14 protein-coding genes and 2 pseudogenes are annotated in these 19,893 nt (G+C 32.8%); 14 read left to right on the top strand and 2 right to left on the bottom strand.

Going from position 1 to position 19,893, the window contains the following annotated elements:
- From ACIQ7N_RS02645 to ACIQ7N_RS02615, 7 genes and pseudogenes are all read left to right on the top strand, one after another.
- A complete protein-coding gene (locus ACIQ7N_RS02645; protein ID WP_402930100.1) occupies positions 1-2,013 on the top strand; it encodes a TnsD family Tn7-like transposition protein in 2,013 nt (670 codons plus the stop codon).
- Between the two features lie 126 nt (positions 2,014-2,139).
- Positions 2,140-2,485: pseudogene (locus ACIQ7N_RS02640) on the top strand (cyclic-phosphate processing receiver domain-containing protein).
- Between the two features lie 109 nt (positions 2,486-2,594).
- Positions 2,595-2,807, top strand: a complete 213-nt coding sequence (locus ACIQ7N_RS02635; protein WP_402930099.1) for a hypothetical protein — start codon at positions 2,595-2,597, stop codon at positions 2,805-2,807.
- 498 nt (positions 2,808-3,305) lie between these two features.
- On the top strand, positions 3,306-3,536 hold the full coding sequence (locus ACIQ7N_RS02630) for a hypothetical protein (RefSeq protein WP_402930097.1): 231 nt from the start codon (positions 3,306-3,308) through the stop codon (positions 3,534-3,536).
- 195 nt (positions 3,537-3,731) lie between these two features.
- Positions 3,732-5,834, top strand: coding sequence for an AAA family ATPase (locus tag ACIQ7N_RS02625; protein WP_402930095.1), 2,103 nt, complete (start codon positions 3,732-3,734; stop codon positions 5,832-5,834).
- Positions 5,819-7,771, top strand: a complete 1,953-nt coding sequence (locus ACIQ7N_RS02620; protein ID WP_402930093.1) for a UvrD-helicase domain-containing protein — start codon at positions 5,819-5,821, stop codon at positions 7,769-7,771. The genes ACIQ7N_RS02625 and ACIQ7N_RS02620 overlap by 16 nt, the downstream gene beginning before the upstream one ends.
- Before the next feature lie 527 nt (positions 7,772-8,298).
- Complete coding sequence (locus ACIQ7N_RS02615; protein ID WP_402930091.1) at positions 8,299-12,063, top strand: hypothetical protein; 3,765 nt, start codon at positions 8,299-8,301, stop codon at positions 12,061-12,063.
- A 332-nt stretch (positions 12,064-12,395) separates the two neighbouring features.
- Here ACIQ7N_RS02615 and ACIQ7N_RS02610 read toward each other — a convergent pair.
- A pseudogene (locus ACIQ7N_RS02610) lies at positions 12,396-12,521 on the bottom strand (PEP-utilizing enzyme); the annotation flags it as partial.
- Between the two features lie 456 nt (positions 12,522-12,977).
- Between ACIQ7N_RS02610 and ACIQ7N_RS02605 the strand changes: the two are divergent.
- Both ACIQ7N_RS02605 and ACIQ7N_RS02600 read left to right on the top strand, forming a co-directional pair.
- Positions 12,978-13,277, top strand: coding sequence for a hypothetical protein (locus ACIQ7N_RS02605; protein WP_402930089.1), 300 nt, complete (start codon positions 12,978-12,980; stop codon positions 13,275-13,277).
- Between the two features lie 188 nt (positions 13,278-13,465).
- Positions 13,466-14,374, top strand: coding sequence for an NAD(P)H-dependent flavin oxidoreductase (locus ACIQ7N_RS02600; RefSeq protein WP_402930087.1), 909 nt, complete (start codon positions 13,466-13,468; stop codon positions 14,372-14,374).
- Between the two features lie 171 nt (positions 14,375-14,545).
- Here ACIQ7N_RS02600 and ACIQ7N_RS02595 read toward each other — a convergent pair whose 3' ends face one another.
- On the bottom strand, positions 14,546-15,478 hold the full coding sequence (locus ACIQ7N_RS02595; protein ID WP_132356681.1) for a DUF1385 domain-containing protein: 933 nt from the start codon (positions 15,476-15,478) through the stop codon (positions 14,546-14,548).
- A 170-nt stretch (positions 15,479-15,648) separates the two neighbouring features.
- Between ACIQ7N_RS02595 and ACIQ7N_RS02590 the strand changes: the two genes are divergently transcribed.
- The 5 genes from ACIQ7N_RS02590 (at position 15,649) to ACIQ7N_RS02570 (ending at position 19,853) form a co-directional block, all read left to right on the top strand.
- Positions 15,649-16,074 (top strand): hypothetical protein, encoded by a 426-nt coding sequence (locus ACIQ7N_RS02590; protein WP_248716409.1) that lies wholly within the window; start codon positions 15,649-15,651, stop codon positions 16,072-16,074.
- A 60-nt stretch (positions 16,075-16,134) separates the two neighbouring features.
- A complete protein-coding gene (aroQ, locus tag ACIQ7N_RS02585; protein WP_053483682.1) occupies positions 16,135-16,569 on the top strand; it encodes a type II 3-dehydroquinate dehydratase in 435 nt (144 codons plus the stop codon).
- Between the two features lie 2 nt (positions 16,570-16,571).
- A complete protein-coding gene (locus ACIQ7N_RS02580) occupies positions 16,572-17,633 on the top strand; it encodes a M24 family metallopeptidase (protein WP_402930085.1) in 1,062 nt (353 codons plus the stop codon).
- Positions 17,634-17,650: 17 nt separating this feature from the next.
- On the top strand, positions 17,651-18,208 hold the full coding sequence (efp, locus tag ACIQ7N_RS02575) for an elongation factor P (RefSeq protein WP_132356677.1): 558 nt from the start codon (positions 17,651-17,653) through the stop codon (positions 18,206-18,208).
- A gap of 637 nt (positions 18,209-18,845) precedes the next feature.
- Positions 18,846-19,853, top strand: coding sequence for an NAD(P)H-dependent flavin oxidoreductase (locus tag ACIQ7N_RS02570; protein WP_402930083.1), 1,008 nt, complete (start codon positions 18,846-18,848; stop codon positions 19,851-19,853).
- Positions 19,854-19,893: the final 40 nt, after the last annotated feature.

Here is a 19,893-nt window from a genome sequence, read left to right as displayed (position 1 = left end):
TTGCTTTCATTTTTTACGGACCCGTATCCAAATGAATTGTTATATTCGGCAATCAGCCGCTATCATTTTTATATAGGAAATGTTGGTTTTGCTGAGACACTTGAAGAATTATTTGGGAATAGAGCAGTAACGCCTAGTATAGATTTTGGAAGTAATTTATCTACATTTGTAAAAAAAGTAGGCAATAATTATTCAGTTGAAAAAATATTGACTGAGAATACAATTTATCCTTTTTTTGCCCCTTTTATAACGGAAGAAAAACAAAAAATGGTTTTTGAAGATGTCAGTGGAAATAGTGGTGGATTAAAAGGGAGACTAGGAATCTCCTCTACTAAGGTTGTAAAAAAAGATGGGGTTTTCTATTGTTCTAGGTGTTCTAAGGAAGATATTGAAATGTTTGGAGAGCCATATATCCATAGAGAGCATCAATTACCAGGAATTGATTATTGTCCACATCACGAACTACTTTTAAGAGTGTACCCTGTTAACTATACAGAGCATAGTCGTACTGGTTATATAAGATTAGATAAGCGTATGATGGATTTAGGAAATTCAAATGATGATACTCCAAAAGAGTTTAAAAAAGTTCAAATTACATTAGCTAAAATGGCTTATAAACTCCTTGAATTACCTAATAATAAAATAACTTTGGTGAATGTGTTCAATAAATATAGAACCCTACTAAGAGAAAATAATTGGATTACGAGAAATTCTGCTGTAAGACAAGAGGATCTATTAGTTGCATTTAATTCAAAATTTCCTAAAGGGTTTTTAGAAAAATATAATTCAGATATGAAAATTAGTAACGAAAACAATTGGTTGGCAATTGTTGTTACAAATCCAAATAGGCAAGGTGTTCATCCATTTCGCCATTTATTGTTAATGTATTTTTTTAATCAAGATATAGAATCGTTTTTAATGTTAAAAGAAGATGAGGGTCCTTTTGGTAGTGGTCCATGGCCATGCTTAAATGTAGCAGCAAATCATTATAAAAAATTTGTAATAACAGAAGTGAAAGTTTCTAAACGAGAAAAAACGGACATTATTATTGGGAAATTTAAATGTTCTTGCGGTTTTGAATACACTAGGTTAGGACCGGAAAAAACTGAAAGTGAAAAGTGGAGAAAAAACCGTGTTAATGCTTATGGTGAAGAATGGGAAGCTAAATTTGATGAGTTAGTAAACATGAATATGCATAGAGAAGAAATAGCAGCAGCACTTGGAATAAGTGAAAGTACTGTTAGAAGTAAAATTTCCATCAAAAATAAATCAGAACAAAGAACGGAAGAATATCGCTCAAATTTGTTGTTATGGAGAAAGGAATTTCCAAACGCTAACAGGAAACAATTCCAAAGAGAATTTATAAAGATTTTCACGTACTTATATAAAAATGATCGTAAATGGTTAGATGAAAACTTACCTTCAAAACGTTCTGATATGTTACAAGATATGGGGCAAAAAATTGAAGGATACCGCTCCTTGATATTAAAAGAAAAGAAAAATGATCCAAAAGTTACTAGGTCAAAGCTCTGGTATAAATATAATAGAGCATGCAAATGCTTATATGAACATGATTTTGATTGGTATAGTGTTAACTTTCCGGCAACGATAAAAAATAGACGAAATACATCACACGTTGATTGGGATGCAAGAGATGAAGAATATTATCAAAAAATAATAGAAATATATCCAAATTTATTGAGCTTAGAGAAGCCAGTACGAATATTGAGAGGACTATTTAGCAAACGCTTAAATTTATTCTATCTTTCAATAATGGACCAGATGGATAAACTACCAAAGACAAATAAACTATTAGAGGAAATTACAGAAACAGTCCAAGAGTTTCAAATTAGGCGTTGTTGTATCGTAATAGATAAAATGTTAGAGGAAACTGGTGTTGTAAGATTTGAGGAATTAAGGGAAACATGTGCAGTAGGTACCCCGTATTTTAAAGGAATTAAACCTTATTTAGAAGAGTATATTTTGAAAAAACAAAATGATAAGGGAATATAAAAAACAGATATTGGCATAGATTTACCTAATTTTATTGGCTATGCGTAACAAGTAGTGGAAACTAATTTTAAAAAATTATATTGCACTAAGCATAGGAACAATATTGTGGAGAAAGGAAGTAATAGTATGATTAATGTATATGTGGATGATTTAAGAAATTGTCCTATTGGTTTTGTCGTGGCAAGAACGTTTCAAGAAGCCATTCACTTACTTGAAACTCACGAAGTAGATATACTATCTCTTGACCATGATTTAGGAGAAGATCTACAAGGTAATCTATTGCCAACAGGTTATGACTTAGTAAAATATATTTGTGAAAAAGGGTTACGGGCAAACAAAATATATATTCATACGGACAACCCTGTTGAGAGAGAATATGTATCAAACACTGCATGGAGCGAAACGAAGAGGTTTCATTAATTCAGATATTGAAATTTACCACTATTCTATTACCGAAAATAAATATACCTAATGAAGTAATACATTACAATTCGAACAAATTGTTTTGTAAGAAAAAGAAATTATTAATGGGCAGTTCACCACTTATTATAATGCCCATTTTATTATGAAGGAGTGATTAAATGACAACACCAGGGATTGGAGATCCATATTGGTATGAATGGTATGTAGGTATTGAACAACTGATAAAAATGTTAGATCCAGATAAAAAAATCAAGTATGTGATGTTTCAATCAGATGTGCACAATACCATTGACGATGTTGTTGTTGGATATGAAGACAAAAAAGAAATCTGTTATCAAAAGGAAAAGCGAATCTTACTTTCAGTAAATTAATAGAAAAAACCACTTCGCATAGTGGCAATGTAAAAGTAAGTTTAATTAGGTCTTTAGCATTAGGTTGGAAAGAAGCTGAAAATATACATGGGAAATCAATTGTTCCAGTCCTATATACAAATAGACAGTTAGGATCTAATAAAACTAAAAGAGTTTATAACAATGATGAATATAATGCATTACCATTAGGTATGTTTTTGGATGAAATTTTACCATATGTTAATAAAGCTAAAACAATTGATGAGGTGGAAGTATCTTTAGAAAGTATATCGGATATGGGCTACTACAAGAAGACAAGCCCCTCAAATAACTATTGAAGATATTTTTGATGCATTATCAATAAATAGTGATAAAGAGCATGGAAATCATGAACTACCATATCCAACGCCTTTTTTTGAAAGTAGAGAAAAATATGCTCAAGAGATTATATCAATTGTTAAGCAAGAGAATAAAAAAATCATCTGGATTTCTGGAAATCCTGGTAGTGGAAAAACAAGTTTGATTAGTTTTTTACAGTTGGAACATGGAATTTTTACGGCTAGATATCATACATTTAAACCAATTTCTCCTGAGCAAAAATTTTATAATTCAGATTCAGGTTTATGTAGTCCAGAATCATTATGGAATGACTTATTGATTCAGTTAAGAAATAAATTTAAGGGAAAGCTTAATAAAAATAAAATTCCAGTTGTAAATGCACTATTTGATTGGTCTGCTAATGGTTTATAATTTGTTAAGGAAATTACAGAATTTGAAGATGTTGTCTGAGGAATTAGGAATTGTATTAAGTGAATTCAGGACCATTGTTGAAAAGGCAATGGTTCTTCTTTTTTTGATTTAAAACAATGGATAATTTTACACAAATAGATAAATAGTAGTATACTTTAGTTAATTAAATAGGATTTCTATAAGGAGGAATAACCCATGATAGTTTTAGATAAAATAAAGGTTTTTAAATATAGAAAATTCTTTGAAGAGGAAATTTCTTTTGATAATAATATTACCGTTATTGCTGGTTCAAACAATTCAGGGAAGACTTCTATTGTTGAGTTATTATCAAGTGTTTTTATAGAAAAAAAGGATTCAATAAAAATTGATGACTTACATAGTAAAGCTCGGCTAGAAGATGAAAATAAAATATTAGAAATAATTGAAAATGAAGGATTGACAAAATATCAAAAAAAAGAAAAATTAGAAAATATACATAAAGATTTAAACAAAATAGAAATAAATATAACGACAAGATATACAGAAGATAACGATAATATAGAATTCTTTTCTAAATATTTAGCAGATGTTGATATTACTAAAAGAAACTATTATTTAAAATTTGTATACGAATATGCACCAGTAAAAGAAAAAGAGATTATTGAAATTTTGGATGGATATATAGATTTTAGAGAAGTATATTCAATTTTGCAAAGTAAAATTTATTATTGTGATGAATGTTTCTTACATGAAGTACAAATTACCAATCGAACTGATTTTTATAAATTATTTAATGTTCATTGTGTATATGCTATTAGGAAATTAGCTGATACTTCCGAAGAAAAACAAAATCATTTAAGTAAACAGTTACTAACAACAGTAAAAAACAATCCGCAATGGAAAGACAGTTTACAAAAACTAATTTCAAATATAAATGACTTATTAATTGAACAAGAATTATCCAAAGAAATAGATACTATAACTATTGGAAATATCAAAGAAACTTTAGAAAGTTTTTCTAAGACTAATGGAGGAAATGCAGGTAATCTTGGAGTTGATTTCAAATTAGAGAAAAAAGATATCGAAAAAGTATTACTAGATTTCACACATATATATTTTGAACAGGAAATGGGTCTAAGAATAAAAGAACAAAAGCAAGGTTTAGGTTATAGTAATTTAATTTATTTATTATTAGAGGCACAGAGATTTAATGAAAAGTATGATTCCAGAAAAGTGAACTTACTTATTTTTGAAGAGCCTGAGGCACATCTTCATCCACAAATGGAACATGTGTTTATCAGGTATATAACTGCTTTACAACAATCAAAAAAAGTTGAGGAAAGAGTTTTTGAAAAAGTAGGGGTAACAATTGGTGGAGATTATGATATAAAAACAGAAAATGATACTTCTCTAGAAAAGAAATATGAATATTTTCAAATGTTAATAACTACACATTCTACAGAAATGACTAAAAATATTGGTCTAGAGAAAATGAGAATATTAAGACCAAATGGATATCTTAATACTAAAGTCTATGATTTAGATAATTTTATGAAGAAAAGTAAAAATAAGGATTTTTATAACAAATTTTTTCAGTTTAATATGATCGAAGTTATTTTTGCAGATAAGTTAATATTATTTGAAGGTGACGCAGAAAGACTATTATTAAAATATTTGATAGTTAATGATAATAAGTATGAAAAATTATCATCTCAATATATTTCCTATATTCAGGTAGGCGGTGCTTACGCATATAAATATATAGAATTAATGGATTTTTTAAAAATAAAAACTTTAATATATACAGATATAGATTATCGGTATAGTTTTGAAGATGACTTTGATGAAACAGGTATAGACATTATGGTTGAGATTAATGAAACAGAAATTGTTTCTGAAATTTTGAAAAGAGAGACAAGTAATGAAACATTAATTAATATTGTTAAAAATAAAATCATTGAAGACATATATAATGAGTCAAAAATAAAAAAGGGACTATATTTACCAAACGATAAGATATGCTTGAAATTTCAAACTGATCAGGATGGGTTTGCACGTACTTTGGAAGATGCAATTCTATATAATTTAGGGAATGTAACATCTGTTTTTACAAAAATATCAAGAGAAGATTTGGAAGAATTCATCATAACACAAAAAATAGCATTAAAAAGTAGTAAGAAAAAAGAAACAAATTTCAGAGATAGAGTTGATAAACTAAAAAATAAAACAGATTTTATGTACTCATTAATTGAATCCGGAAAAATAAGAAATGCAATCCCTAAATATATTGAGGAGGGGCTAGATTGGCTCAAGGACTAAATATAGATGAAAAATTTACATTAGTAAATGCACCTGCTGGTAGTGGTAAAACAACCATTATAGTTGATACTGTTAAAGAATTAACAAAAACTTCTAGCAAAAATCTTTTATGTATAACATATACAAATAGAGCTGCTAATCAATTAATTGAGAAGATTTCTAGTGATAAAGTAGAAATTAGTACTATACATTCTTTTTTGGGGAAATTTATGAAACCGTTTTTTAAATTAAGAGAAGTAATAGATTTCTTTTTAAGGTTTTATGAAGATAAAATAAATACTATTTTATTAGGTATTGACGAAAAATACATTAATAGTAGAACAAGATATATAGATAGATATGGTCTGAATGACATTACATTGAGTACACAAATAATAAGAGAAAACATAAAGTATCTTGAATATGGAGAAACACAGTTTACTTCATATCTTAATGGGAAATTATCACATGATGATTTATTAATTTTTACTAAAGCACTTTCAGATGAATATCCAAAATTAAAAATGTCTCTAACCCAAAGGTATTCTTATATATTTATTGACGAGTTTCAAGATAGCAACTCTGAGATTCTTAAGTTATTTTATGAGGCTTCATTATTGGGAAATACTCAAATGATTCTACTGGGGGATGAGATGCAACAGATTTATCCGGAAACGATTGGAGAATTTCAAGATAAAATTGATGGTTTTTTTGAAAGGGATTTTTCTTTGAAATATAATTGGAGGTCTCAAAAAGATATAGTTGAAGTTTTAAATAATATTTATTTTGATAGTTCTTATAGGCAGGAAAATAAGCATCCTTCAAAAGGTAAGCCGAGGTTACATATAGTTGAAAATTTAAATGATATTGAAGTGGGAGATGATACATTACAACTTGTATTACTTAATAGCGAATTATTTGCATCAATAGGTGCTTTTGATTTGTATAAGGCATATAAAGAACGATATGGTGAATTTCATAAATATAAAGTTAAAGATATATTAACTAATCTTACTATAGAGAATCCAGATGATTTAATAGTTCTATTAGTATTTATTTTAAAGGTTTCAAATTTACACGAAGAAAAACAATTTAGCAAATTAATAAAATTAACTACAAGTTTCAAGTTTTCTAATAAGGAATTATGGAACATAAAAACTCATTTAGATAAAGTGAAGATTAAAAAAACTCTAGATGAATTAGTGCAGCTCCTAAAGAATGATATTAATATAGAAGAACTTTTGAATTATTTAAAATCAAATGGCCTAATTCTTTCCTCATATGTTAATCAAATTATTGAAAAAATTGATGAAGAAATAAAATTTAAAGAAAAAATTAAATCTGTTAAATTTCAAGAATTTATTAATTGTTATCAAGAAATGAAAGAACCGAGGTTTTCAACTCAACATGCTGTTAAGGGTGAGGGTCATGATAAAGTTGTTTTGAAAATTAAGGATGGAAATAATCCTAATGTTAAAATGTATTTTTTTTTAGAACTCTACTCCAAGGATTACTTTAGATATAAAGAGATGATGAGTATTAATAAAAAGATAAATGAATGTTTATCAAATTTCAAAAGTTGTACCAAAAAAACACCTTCTTCTTTTACAGGTCCTATGTACACAGAATATGAAGAGAAATGCCAGTTACTTATTATGGAATTAAGGGATGTACTATTAGCTACTGGTGAAATATATCAGATTTACTTTGCTGAGAAATTTTTAGGGTACTTAAAAAAGCCAAATGTAACAGCTTTTAAAAAATGTATAACGGAAGTAAATAAAATTGCAGGAGTTTTAATAGCCTATAAGTTGTTTTATGTTGGTTGTTCTAGGGCGAAGAGTGATTTAGATATTTATGTTGAAAAAGATAAAATTGCCCCTTATTTCGATGATTTAATCAGTAAATTTGAAACGATTGGTTTTAATATAAAAATTGCAGAGACTGCCCAATTATGAAAGTAAACGATCCACAGTCCATATTAGTGGTAATACAGTAACCTGAGGACTAGAGTAGCAAGCCTTAATGGATATTCAATTGTAGGTGAACTAGGGGACTTCATAAAAGTTATGCGTGTGATGTAAGATCTTCCTAAAGTGCAGTCGATTATTATCAATCGAGGGAGCTTGCAGGAAATTTGGAAACAAAACGTTTTGTTTATTTGAGTGATAGTGCGACGAAGTGGAAGTACATAGTAGCCGAAGTAAGATTATTTTCTGGAAAGGAAGTTTGTGTAATTGCGGCTTAAAGGGAGATTAAAGCAATATCTATATTTAATTTATTTGCTTTGAAAACCTAAGGGATAAAAACGTACATTAGGAAAGTATTTTAATTGGTTTGATTAATTAATCAAATGATAGCTGGGATAAAGAAAAACTGCGATTTAATGGCATGATTTCCCTGGATTTGGGCGTGAAATAAATGAGCATAGGCATCGAGCTGTAAAGATATTTCAAAAAATAAACTATTATTAGGAGTGGAGATTTTGAATTATTTTCAAGTGAGTTCGGAAGATATTAAAAGGTTAGACGATTTCGAGTTAACTAAATTGTTGTCAATCTTGCTTTATAGCGAAGCAAATAAATTTGGACTTGTGAAAAACTCTGTATCTGTAGCATTGAATATTACTGTAGCAGATGGTGGAGAAGACGGTCATATTAGATGGGATAATAATATTGAATCTACAGATTGGATTCCTAATAGATATACACTTTTTCAAGTGAAAGCAACAGATATGCCACCATCTACTTGCAAACAAGAAGTATTGGGGTCGAATGGATTACTAAAGCCTAGAGTTGAGGATGTAATAACTGCACAAGGAAGTTATATACTTTTCCATAACAGAGAACTGAATCAGCAGCAAATTCTACAAAGGATTGAAGCTTTTGAAGAGTCAATTACTTCTATAATACATGATGCTAATCCAAGTATCGAAATATATGATGCAAGTAAAATTGCACAATGGTGTAATCAGTACATTTCGGCTATATATGCGGTTTGGGAATGGAATGGAAAATCTATTTTAATGGGTAGCAAAACATGGGAAGCATGGAATGGACATAGAGAGTTCCAATCAGACTTCATTTCTACCTATGAAATAGAACATAAAATTAAAGATTTAAGAGATTATTTAAGTGGTGAAAGAAGGGCAGCACGAATAATAGGGTTACCAGGAAAAGGGAAAACTAGATTGGCGTTAGAAGTGTTTAGAAGTGATGGCAATATAGAGCTGGAAGCGTTAAATAAAAGAGTCATTTATATAGATGCAACTTATTCTAAAGATAGTATTTTTTCTTCTATAACTTCATGGAGAAATTTAGGAATATCGGGAATAATTATAGTAGATAACTGTGATTATGAATTACATAAGATGCTGAAATCTGAAGTAGAGCATATTGATAGTAAATTTAGCCTTCTTACTCTAGATTACAATTTACACACATCTAGCTCTTCAGATCCTTTAATTAACTTGGAAGATGTTCCACAGGAGATCATTGAAGGTATTATAAAAATTTCTTACCCAGAAATGGATGAAGGAGACCTAAATAGAATAGTTGCTTTTGCTGACGGATTCCCAAGTATTGCTACATTACTTGCAGAAGCTAGGATAAACGATTTTGAAACAATAGGCAGTATTCAAGATGTGACTCTAGTGAAGAAACTACTGTGGGGAAGAGATCCAGTTGATAATCAAGCGTTAAAAGTTATTGAAGCTTGTGCAGTTTTTGAACATATAGGGTTTTTAGATGAGAAAGAATTTGAAATGAAGTATGTTGCAGAAAATATTTGTGGGGTAACTATAGATGACTTTTATGAAAAGTGTAGTTATTTTATGAAGAAAAAAATAATAGTGCAACATGGTCGTTATATAAAGTTAGTTCCAAAAACTTTAGCAATAACTTTAGCGGCTCAGTGGTGGGATAAGTGTAGACCGCAGAAAGCACAAGAACTTTTATCTGATAATAATCTACCATCATCAATGGTAGAACAATTATGTAGCCAGATCTCGAAGTTGCATTTTTTGGAAAAAGCGCAAGAGTTAACTTCTAATTTATGTGGTATACAAGCTCCTTTTGGCCAAGCAGAAATACTAAGTTCTAAAATAGGGTCTCGTATTTTCTGCTCGTTTGTAGAAATAGACCCTATAGTAACAGTCGAAACATTAGAACGTGAATTCGGAGTAATGAGCATTAATGAATTAAGGCAAGTCAAGGATGGTAGAAGAGATTTAGTTAGGGCATTAGAAAAGCTATGCTTCTGGGAAGAAACCTTCGAAGCTGCTGCTAAAATTTTGGCGAGATTTGCTGCTGCTGAAAATGAGCACTGGTCAAATAATGCTACGGGGCAATTTAATCAATTATTTCATTATACATTGTCTGGAACACAAGCAGATTTACAAAGTAGATTTTCAATTATTAAATGGGCAATATCATCTCAAGAGGAAGAAGTGAAGAAAATAGGTGTAAGTGCAGCAGGGCATGCCTTAAAAAGTCAAGGGTTTTCAAGAATGATTGGAGTTGAAAATCAAGGAAGTCGACCGTCTATGCAAGAGTGGAAGCCTAGTAATTGGGGAGAAATATTCGATTATTGGGATCAGACTATGAACTTACTTGTAGAAATTGTTATAAGAGAAGACGAATGTTCAAATTTAATCTTTGATGAAATAGTGGCGAGTATATTTGGTTTGATTAGAAGTGGATATGTTGAAAATATGGATCAACCTTTAAGAGTTATTCTCGAGAAGCGGAATAATTACTGGCCTGAATTAATAGAGAAAATCAATTTAATTTTGAAATTTGATGAATCAAAAATGCCCAAGAAAGCTGTAGACTTAATTAAGAGTTGGAAAGAGAAGTTACAACCACATGACACTATAACTACAATTATGTTACTAGTATCAAATGCTAACGATGATTATGTTGAAAATAAAGATAGTAGTAGTGGAAGTAAATATCAAAATGCCACCCATACTAGAATTAATGAACTTATAGAAGATATTTACCCACGAAAAATGGAAGAGCTAAAATCTAACTTAAGTATTTTATTGTTAGGTGAGCAAAAGCAAACTTTCTTTTTTGGCAAACAATTATTAAATAAAATGTTAGATGAAGAGAAAGGAAAATTTTTAGAATTAGTTTTCACGAAGATTAAAGAAACAATAAGCTCACAAGGCAAACAGGAGCTTAATTTAAATTTTTTAGGAGGCATATTAAACTCTATACAGTTAAGTGATCCAGCCTTACTTAAGAAATTTATAACACAGCTAGATAATACAAATGATGCTTTTATTCTTGTAGAAATAATTCGATATATTGAAGTTGACAAAGATATATTAAATTCCTTATTGGGGCAAATTAGAGACTCAATAATAACTGTAGATAGCTTATTAGCGTTAGCTTATGGACCTGCATTAAATAATATAAGCGAAGATGATTTGTTGCCATTTTTAGAAAATATATTTAAGTTAGGGAATGGTTTTAATCAAGTAATAGCTTGGAAAATATATTATAGATTTTATTTAAATAACCAAGAAATTACGAATCAGTCATCTAAATGTATAGTTTATTTCTTAGAGAATTCGATTTCTATACTTTCTGAACATAGCATTTCTTATGAAGTAATAGATATACTGGATAAATTGTATGATTCAGTGTTTGTAAATAAAGATAAGTTTAGTAGAAATATGTTAAATATATTGCTAGATATGATAAGTAAAGATATTAAATATAATACCGAAACTTTAATTGGTGAATATTTAGAAGTAATTACTAAAAACACGCCTATAGTGAGCTGGGAAGTATTGTCTGACAAACTTTTAGAAGCTGAAGGTTTATATAAATATAGACTGAGAAATATTTTAGGAAATGGTTTTTTTAAAGAGGATTTGGCAGCTATTCAAAGTATCTCCACAGAAACTTTAAAAGAGTGGGCGAAGATTGAGAAGAAAGCTCCAGCAATATTAGCTGATATTTATCCTGTAAATGTTGATAGAGAAAATGATTTTATTCATTATTTAATAGAGATATATGGAGAGGATGAAATGGTATTGAGAAATATTGATCGTCAATTGCGTACTTTTTCTTGGTCAGGATCTTTAATACCATACTATGAAAAATTAATATGTTTTTATAAAAGATATGTCAGCGCAAAACCTCCTATAAAACAATGGGCATTAAGGAATATTCATTATTTAGGGAGCGAAATAAAAAATGAAAGGATAAGAGAAGAAGAAGATAAGTTAAGATTTTAATCAAACTTTTTTATAAAACTTCACTTCATTCAAGAACCCAACCCACGCATTTTGATTAATCTTTGTTTAAAATGCGTGGGATTCTTTTATTATAAAATCTGCGTTTGTAGCATACTTTTGATCAAACTTTATTTCAAAGCTACATCTATCTCGTCAAAAAGACGGATAGGCATTTTTTTATCTTCATTTAGACAAACATTAGCTACGGAAAGTATCTCGGAGGGGGGCTTAGACCTAAGTACAAAGCCGATTCTGGACGTAATTATTCCAAGGGATTGCCGTCCATTAAGACAGAAGTTTTTACTTGACGTATTTAGTTATTACAATATTTCAATATGTTCTCGTTTGTATTCACCTACAATGATTTCACGCGTGATGACGCGTGGGGGAGTATGTCTTTCAAATAATTTGCACTCGTCCTATCGTTTGCTGATGATCTAATAATCTAGTTTATTTGTGTATAAATTAATATCTGTAGGGACATGGGGAAATAAATCTGAACATACTGGTTTATGGTATGGATTAGAATCAAAATTTGTTTCTCAAGGAGCTTATTCAAATCGAGTATCTTTGAGTATGGATTTAACACTGGCTCAATTAGATACAATAAATTCAAAAATAACTAATGGAGATTCTTGGTCAACATTAAACAACTGCTCTAGCTTTGCTGTAGATGTATAGAATTCAGTTTCTTCTGTTTAACTAAGCGCAGGCGCAACAATAAAAACTCCTACAACTTTGAGAGGAGTATCAAGAGTAAAACAGGATATGTGAGTGGACTAGGTTTTACACATACGTATAAAGTCTATTATGCAAATGGAACAGGATCATCCTCACAAAGTACTCAGTGGAATTAAGTCTCTATTAAACTATAATAATAATTATAAATTTAGGGAAATCGAGGTGGGGATTGTATGAAAAAGGGCTTAATAATTACCTTAATAATAATTATTTTAGCTGTAGGAGGTATAGCCATGATTTTTTTTACGACAACGGTATCCTCTGAAAGTATTGCTGAAAGTGGTTCCTCTTATTCTGGTGAGAAAATATGGCAAAAAGATGCTGTAATCTATATTAATATTAAGTCTAAGTTGATAAATTTCGGTAATTCTCTTGATAATTTCAATATTTCACTAGAAAAGGAAGATTATAGGTATTTTTCAGAAGTAGTTTTAATAAAAGATGATAACAAAAGAACAATATGGTCAAAATAATTAATTGAGTTAATTTCATAATTTTAATCCCTTAAAATATCAAGGGTTCTAAAATAAGCGACCAAACTAAAACCATATTTTTTAATGAGGGGGATGCCCTAAGATGTGGGGGCAAACAAAAAATTTGAATTTTTTAGTAGGATTTTCAGGAACTCTCTCGAAATATTTAAGTATAAGGGGGAGAGTGTATGTCTAGTTTACCAATTATAGTAGCTCCGATGTTTTTAGTTTCTAACACTAAGATGGTTATTGAAGCTAGTAGAGCAGGGGCTATCGGTTCATTTCCATTATTAAATGCAAGACCCGCTTCAGCATGTGCTGAGTGGCTAGAAGAAATAAAAAAGGCGCTATCTACTGAGCAATGGGCAGTCAACTTTATATGTCACCCTGTAGCGAATCCGCGTTTTGAGGAAGATTTACAGTTAATTGAACAATTTCAGCCACCAATTGTCATTACTTCATTAGGTAATCCTAAGAGAGTTATAGACATTGTTCATGGCTATGGAGGAAAGGTCTATGCAGATGTTGCGAACGTTAAACATGCCGAAAAATCTGCGGCAACAGGTGTAGACGGACTAATTCTTGTTTGTGCAGGAGCTGGTGGGCATGGCGGGCAACTGAACCCATTTGGCTTTGTATCTGCGGTTAAGAAATTCTTTACGGGAACGATCATTTTATCAGGCTCCATTTCTAGCGGTGCAGACGTACTAGCCGCTCAAATAATGGGAGCAGACTTTGCCTATATGGGTACTCGTTTTTTAGCTTGTGATGAAGGAAATGCGCCTGAGGAGTACAAAAATATGGTGATTGACAGTGATACCTCTGATATTTTATATACAGACGCCTTTAGCGGTGTCCATGTAAATGTGTTAATTCCATCCTTATTAAAGGAAGGCATTGATCCTGCAACATTGAAGCCGAGAGAGGACATTGATTTAACACATCTAGTAAATGTCAAGGCATGGCGAGATATTTGGTCTGCCGGACATGGCATCACTAACATTGTCAAACGCGAGTCCGTTCGTGAAATACTTAAAACTTTGGAAGTAGAGTACGAGAAAGCAAAGCAGCAAATAATTGCTGTACAGTCATTATAAAAACGATGAAAAGGGGCAAGTCCAACTATATATGGACTTGCCCCTTTAACTTTTAGTGGGTGATCATTTATCCACTTAACTAGTGGAACTCTGTGGCTAAGTGACCAATATTAGCTGGCCTAAAGCCTCCGACAGATGTTACGGAAATTATGCCGAGGCATAATTGATTAATTAATCATGATTCAAAGTAGCAGCGATTTCTGGTTGTTGCTCAACTTGAAGTAGCATATTGAAGGAAGCGATAGCTACTTCTACTTGTTCATCTTTAGGCTCACGTGTTGTCAGTAATTGTAGCCATAAGCCTGGATAGCCAAGGAAGCGTAACACAGGAATATTACGGCATGCATTTGTCGCTTGAAGTACTTCAAATGATATACCAAGAACAACGGGAATTAAGAGAATACGGTCCAAAATGCGTAACCAAAGTGGATCAGTTGGTACGAAGAAATATAAAAACATGCCTACAAACACAGTGAACAGCATAAAACTACTACCGCAACGATAGTGTAAGCGTGATTGTGCTTGCACATTTTCCACTGTTATGTCCATACCAGCTTCATAGCAATTTATTACCTTATGTTCTGCACCGTGATATTGGAATACTCGTTTAATTAGCGGAGTTAAAGATATAAAATATAAATAGGTAAGTAGTAAAAATAGCTTAATGCCGCTTTCAAGTAAAATTTGACCAGTTTTGCCCTCTATCCATTTTGAGAAAAAATCTGCAATAAATACAGGAATTAATGTAAAGGCAAATTTACCGAATAAAAAGGAAAGGATACCTACAACTGCAACTCCTAAAATCATTTGAAGTCTCGAGCCTTCCTCTTTATGCTCTGCTTCTTCGCCAGGTGTAACGTCGTAACGGTCTCCTGAAAATTGCATATGGCGAGAGCCTAAACCAGCTGATTCAATCAGTGCGACAACGCCCCGTACTAATGGAATTTTTTTTAGCTTTTGTAAAATAGGGTTTTGAACTTTTTTAAAATGATAATAATCAATGGAATCATCGTTACGGCGAATAGCGGTAATCGTATGTTCCTTTCCTCCGAACATTACACCTTCTAATTGTGCTTGTCCCCCGTATACAGGTGAATTGCTCAAGGCTAACACCACTCTCTTTATATATTTCAACTGTACCATTGTACTAAATTTAGTGAAAAACCTCTAGAGTTACGCATAGTAAAATTTTTATATGGTTACACTAATCGTACAGTTTAGGAAATGATTAACGCTTGAACATATACTCGTGGTACAAGTTAGGAGGATTTTACTTGAAAGTAGCTAGTATAACATCGCTCGTTAGCGCACTCGTTTTAGCATTGTGTTTAAAGGGACTTCAATACTTTCATCTTATTAAATGGAATCCAATAGGTTTTTATAAAAAATGGAATATATTTGAAGGTAGCTCAAAACTATTTCAATGGAGCTTTCTCATCCTCGTCTTATTTTTGATTGGATTTTTATTATTTATTACATTGAGATATGTCTATATTATCCCAGCTGTGCTATCTTCTTTTTTACTTGGCCTTTTTTTGTCCATGACATTAGAATGGATTGTTCTGGATTTGCCTTTACAATCTTCTTCCTTTAAAAAACTATCGATCCCTTTCATGGTCATTGTTATTTGTCTTTTACGTTTCTTGCTGGAAACTGCGAATTTTCATCAAAAGGAGCACACAGCGCAAAAAGGAAATTAGTTGCTGTATGCGCCTTGTATGATAAAATAATGGCAAGTACATAGAAAGAGGCGAGTATGCGTGAAGTTATTATGTTTGAATGGACCTAATTTAAATCGACTAGGTAAACGAGAGCCACATATTTATGGTTACGAAACATTGGAAGATGTGAAAAATAATGTTCAGAATCTTGCGGCGTCTTTAGGTGCCACTGTCGAGTTTCGTCAATCTAATCATGAAGGGGTACTTGTTGATTGGGTACATGAAGCAGAGGACGAAAAATATGATGGTATAATCTTTAATCCCGGTGCATATACCCATACAAGCATCGCGTTACATGATGCAATTGCAGGTATTTCTGTGCCGGTTATAGAAGTACATATTTCAAATATCCATAAACGTGAGGCTTTCCGTCATCATTCTTATCTCGCTCCGGCATGCCTTGGTCAAATCAGTGGACTAGGTACGAAAGGCTATGAACTGGCACTACGCACATTTATTGAGAGGGAGAATTGATTATGATGAAATTACAAAAGCTTCGTAAGGCACTTCAAGAACAAAATATTGACGGCATTTTAATTACAAACGAGTACAATCGTCGTTATATGACTGGTTTTACAGGAACAGCGGGCGTAGCGATTGTGTCTCAAAATGATGCTGTGTTTATCACGGATTTTCGTTATACAGAGCAAGCAGCTGCGCAAGTACAGGACTTTCGAATTGTAAAGCATGAGGCGACGATCATTGAAGAAATTGCAACACAAGTAAAAAATATGGGTATCAAATTATTGGGCTTTGAGAAAGATACTGTTAGCTATGGCACATATGAGCTGTATAAAAATAAAATTCAAGCTGATTTAGTGCCGATTTCTGGGCTAATTGAAAAAATTCGCTTGATTAAGACGCAACAAGAGATTAATATTATTAAGGTTGCGTGTGAAATTGCTGATCACGCATTTACACATATCTTAAACTTCATCAAGCCTGGTAAAACAGAGCTTGAGGTTTCGAATGAATTAGAATTTTTCATGCGTAAACAAGGAGCAACTCAATCCTCGTTTGATATAATTGTTGCGTCTGGTCTTCGCTCAGCTTTACCACATGGCGTGGCAACGAATAAAGTGATTGAAAAAGGCGACTTTGTCACATTAGACTATGGAGCATTGTACAATGGCTATATCTCGGATATTACACGTACTGTTGCAGTAGGCGAGCCATCTGAAAAATTAGTGGATATGTACAACGCAGTACTTGCTTCCCAGCTTTTAGCACTTGAAAAGGTTGGCCCTGGTTTCACAGGGATTCAAGCGGATGCGATGGCGCGTAACTACTTAACAGAAAAAGGATATGGCGCGGCATTTGGTCATTCATTAGGACACGGGATTGGTCTTGAAGTACATGAAGGCCCTGGCTTATCAATACGTTCAGAAGTGGTGCTAGAGCCAGGTATGGCCGTAACGATTGAACCGGGAGTTTATTTACCAGGAATCGGTGGTGTACGTATCGAGGACGATATTTTAATCACAGAGACAGGTAATGAACTGCTTACTCATTCGTCAAAAGAACTTATTATTTTATAAACTATGGAGGAACACAAATGATTTCAGTAAACGATTTCCGTACAGGTCTAACAATTATTGTAGATGGCCAATTATATCGCGTGTTAGATTTCCAACACGTTAAACCAGGTAAAGGTGCTGCGTTCGTACGCTCTAAATTACGTAACTTACGTAACGGTTCAGTAAATGAAAAAACTTTCCGTGCTGGTGAGAAAGTTGAAAAAGCACAAATCGATAACCGTAAAATGCAATACCTTTATGCACAAGGTGACGATCATGTTTTCATGGACTTAGAATCATATGAGCAAACTGAACTTTCTTCAGCTGCAATTGAATATGAATTAAAATTCTTAAAAGAAAACATGGAAGTTCACATTCAATCATACCAAAGTGAAATGCTAGGTGTTGAATTACCAAACACTGTTGAGCTAGAAGTAACAGAAACAGAGCCTGGTATCAAAGGTGATACAGCTTCTGGTGGTACAAAACCAGCAACTCTTGAAACAGGTCTTATTGTACAAGTGCCATTCTTCGTAAACCAAGGTGATAAGTTAATCATCAATACAGAAGAAGCTTCTTACGTTTCTCGTGCGTAATAAATAAAAAGCATTCAGCCTACTCTTTTTAACAAAAGGGTAGGTTTTTTTAACTTCTTTCAGCGGGTGTCCCAAACATCCTTTGAATAGAGGAAGTCAGTCACAACGCGTTGCTGCCGCTGCGTTAGTACTACACTTTCGCGCAAAAAACATCGTGCTGCTGTCGCTTCGCTTTCGCGCAAAAAACATCCGCTCATATTTGATACATATAATGTTAAATTTTTTGGCAAAGGATAGAGAAATGGTTCATCACCAAAAGTTGTGGATGACTTTTGTTAAAACTATCTACTATGAAATAGTTGATTGGAGTGAAGACAGGGCGACTCCTCGGGGATCAGCAATAGAGGAACGAAGGCTAAAAGCATCACATCCTGTGATAACGCCTTCGTGACCAACATCGTGTTGGCCCGAGACCCTGCAGCGCAGCGAAGCGGCTCATCGGACGCCCCCAGGAAGCTTTGCTCTGTGCGAAAGCGAAGCGACAGCAACAAAGCGCCCAGTCACAACGGAAATCAACCACACGTTTTGGTGATGATCCAGAAAAATAGCAACCTCTTTGTATAAAAAGGGTTTTTATTATTTGATATGTGGTCATATTTGGAAAAGTTGTTTACAATAATAGTAAGGAGTGAATACAATGTTACAAACAATTTTTGAGACCACGTCTCCAATAATACAGGCTCCAATGGCCGGTGTAACTACGTCAAAATTTGTTGCTGCCTGTGCAGAGGAAGGGATTTTAGGTTCGATAGGAGCAGGCTATTTAGATGGGGAGCAAACAAAAAGTTTTATTCAGGAAGTTAAAAAGCTAACGAAAAAGCCATTTGCTGTTAATTTATTTGTACAGGAAGAGCCGCGTATTGATATCGATGTACTTCAAAAAGCTCGAATGGCTTTACAACCGTTTTATGATGAGCTTGGACTTTCACCTGTACAAAGTGTCACGTCCAAGGAAGTATTTGCAGAACAAGTACAAGCTGTTCTTGATGAAAATGTCGCCATTTGTTCCTTTACGTTTGGCATTCCTTCAGCAGATGTGATTCAACGTTTAAAGGATAACAATGTTTATGTTATTGGTACAGCTACTACATTAGAGGAAGCAAAGCGTGTAGAACAAGCAGGGATGCAAGCAGTTGTCCTTCAGGGTGGTGAAGCTGGCGGTCACCGAGGTTCCTTCACTGAACCAATGCAATTAATTGATTTGCATGATTTACTGGAGCAAGTAGTAGGACAAATTGGCATACCGATTATTGCTGCTGGGGGCATTGTCACAAAGGAAGATGTAAGTAAAGCACTAGCAAGAGGTGCCCAAGCGGTTCAAATTGGTACAGCCTTATTAGTAGCGGATGAATGTGAAATTTCACCACTTTATAAAAAAGCCTTGCTTGAATCGAAAGCGCAGCAGACGACCATTACTCGTGCTTTTTCTGGTAAACCTGCAAGAGGCTTAGCCAATGCTTTTACGGAACGTATGAAAGATGCTGTTGTAGCACCTTATCCATTGCAAAATGATTTAACTACTACTATTCGTAAAGAAAGTGCAAAACAGGGCAAAGCCGAATATTTATCGATGTGGATGGGTGAAAAGAGCTATTTAGTGAAACAACCAGGTACTGTGAAAAGCATTATTGCCAAGCTGCTGTAACTTCTTTCCGATTCCGGATGAAGTGATGCTGAGGCATCTT

The sequence above is a fragment of the Lysinibacillus sp. NPDC095746 genome (genome assembly GCF_044763535.1).
Classification (GTDB): domain Bacteria; phylum Bacillota; class Bacilli; order Bacillales_A; family Planococcaceae; genus Lysinibacillus.
The sequence above is the reverse complement of the archived record's forward strand: the minus strand, read 5'-3'. Positions and strand labels throughout refer to the sequence as shown.

Bases quoted from the DNA above. Each gene is read 5' to 3' on its own strand.
- ACIQ7N_RS02580 (WP_402930085.1), top strand. From the start codon at position 16,572: ATGATGAAATTACAAAAGCTTCGTAAGGCACTTCAAGAACAAAATATT.
- efp (WP_132356677.1), top strand. From the start codon at position 17,651: ATGATTTCAGTAAACGATTTCCGTACAGGTCTAACAATTATTGTAGAT.
- ACIQ7N_RS02600 (WP_402930087.1), top strand. From the start codon at position 13,466: ATGTCTAGTTTACCAATTATAGTAGCTCCGATGTTTTTAGTTTCTAAC.
- ACIQ7N_RS02625 (WP_402930095.1), top strand. From the start codon at position 3,732: ATGATAGTTTTAGATAAAATAAAGGTTTTTAAATATAGAAAATTCTTT.
- ACIQ7N_RS02605 (WP_402930089.1), top strand. From the start codon at position 12,978: ATGAAAAAGGGCTTAATAATTACCTTAATAATAATTATTTTAGCTGTA.
- ACIQ7N_RS02570 (WP_402930083.1), top strand. From the start codon at position 18,846: ATGTTACAAACAATTTTTGAGACCACGTCTCCAATAATACAGGCTCCA.
- ACIQ7N_RS02635 (WP_402930099.1), top strand. From the start codon at position 2,595: ATGACAACACCAGGGATTGGAGATCCATATTGGTATGAATGGTATGTA.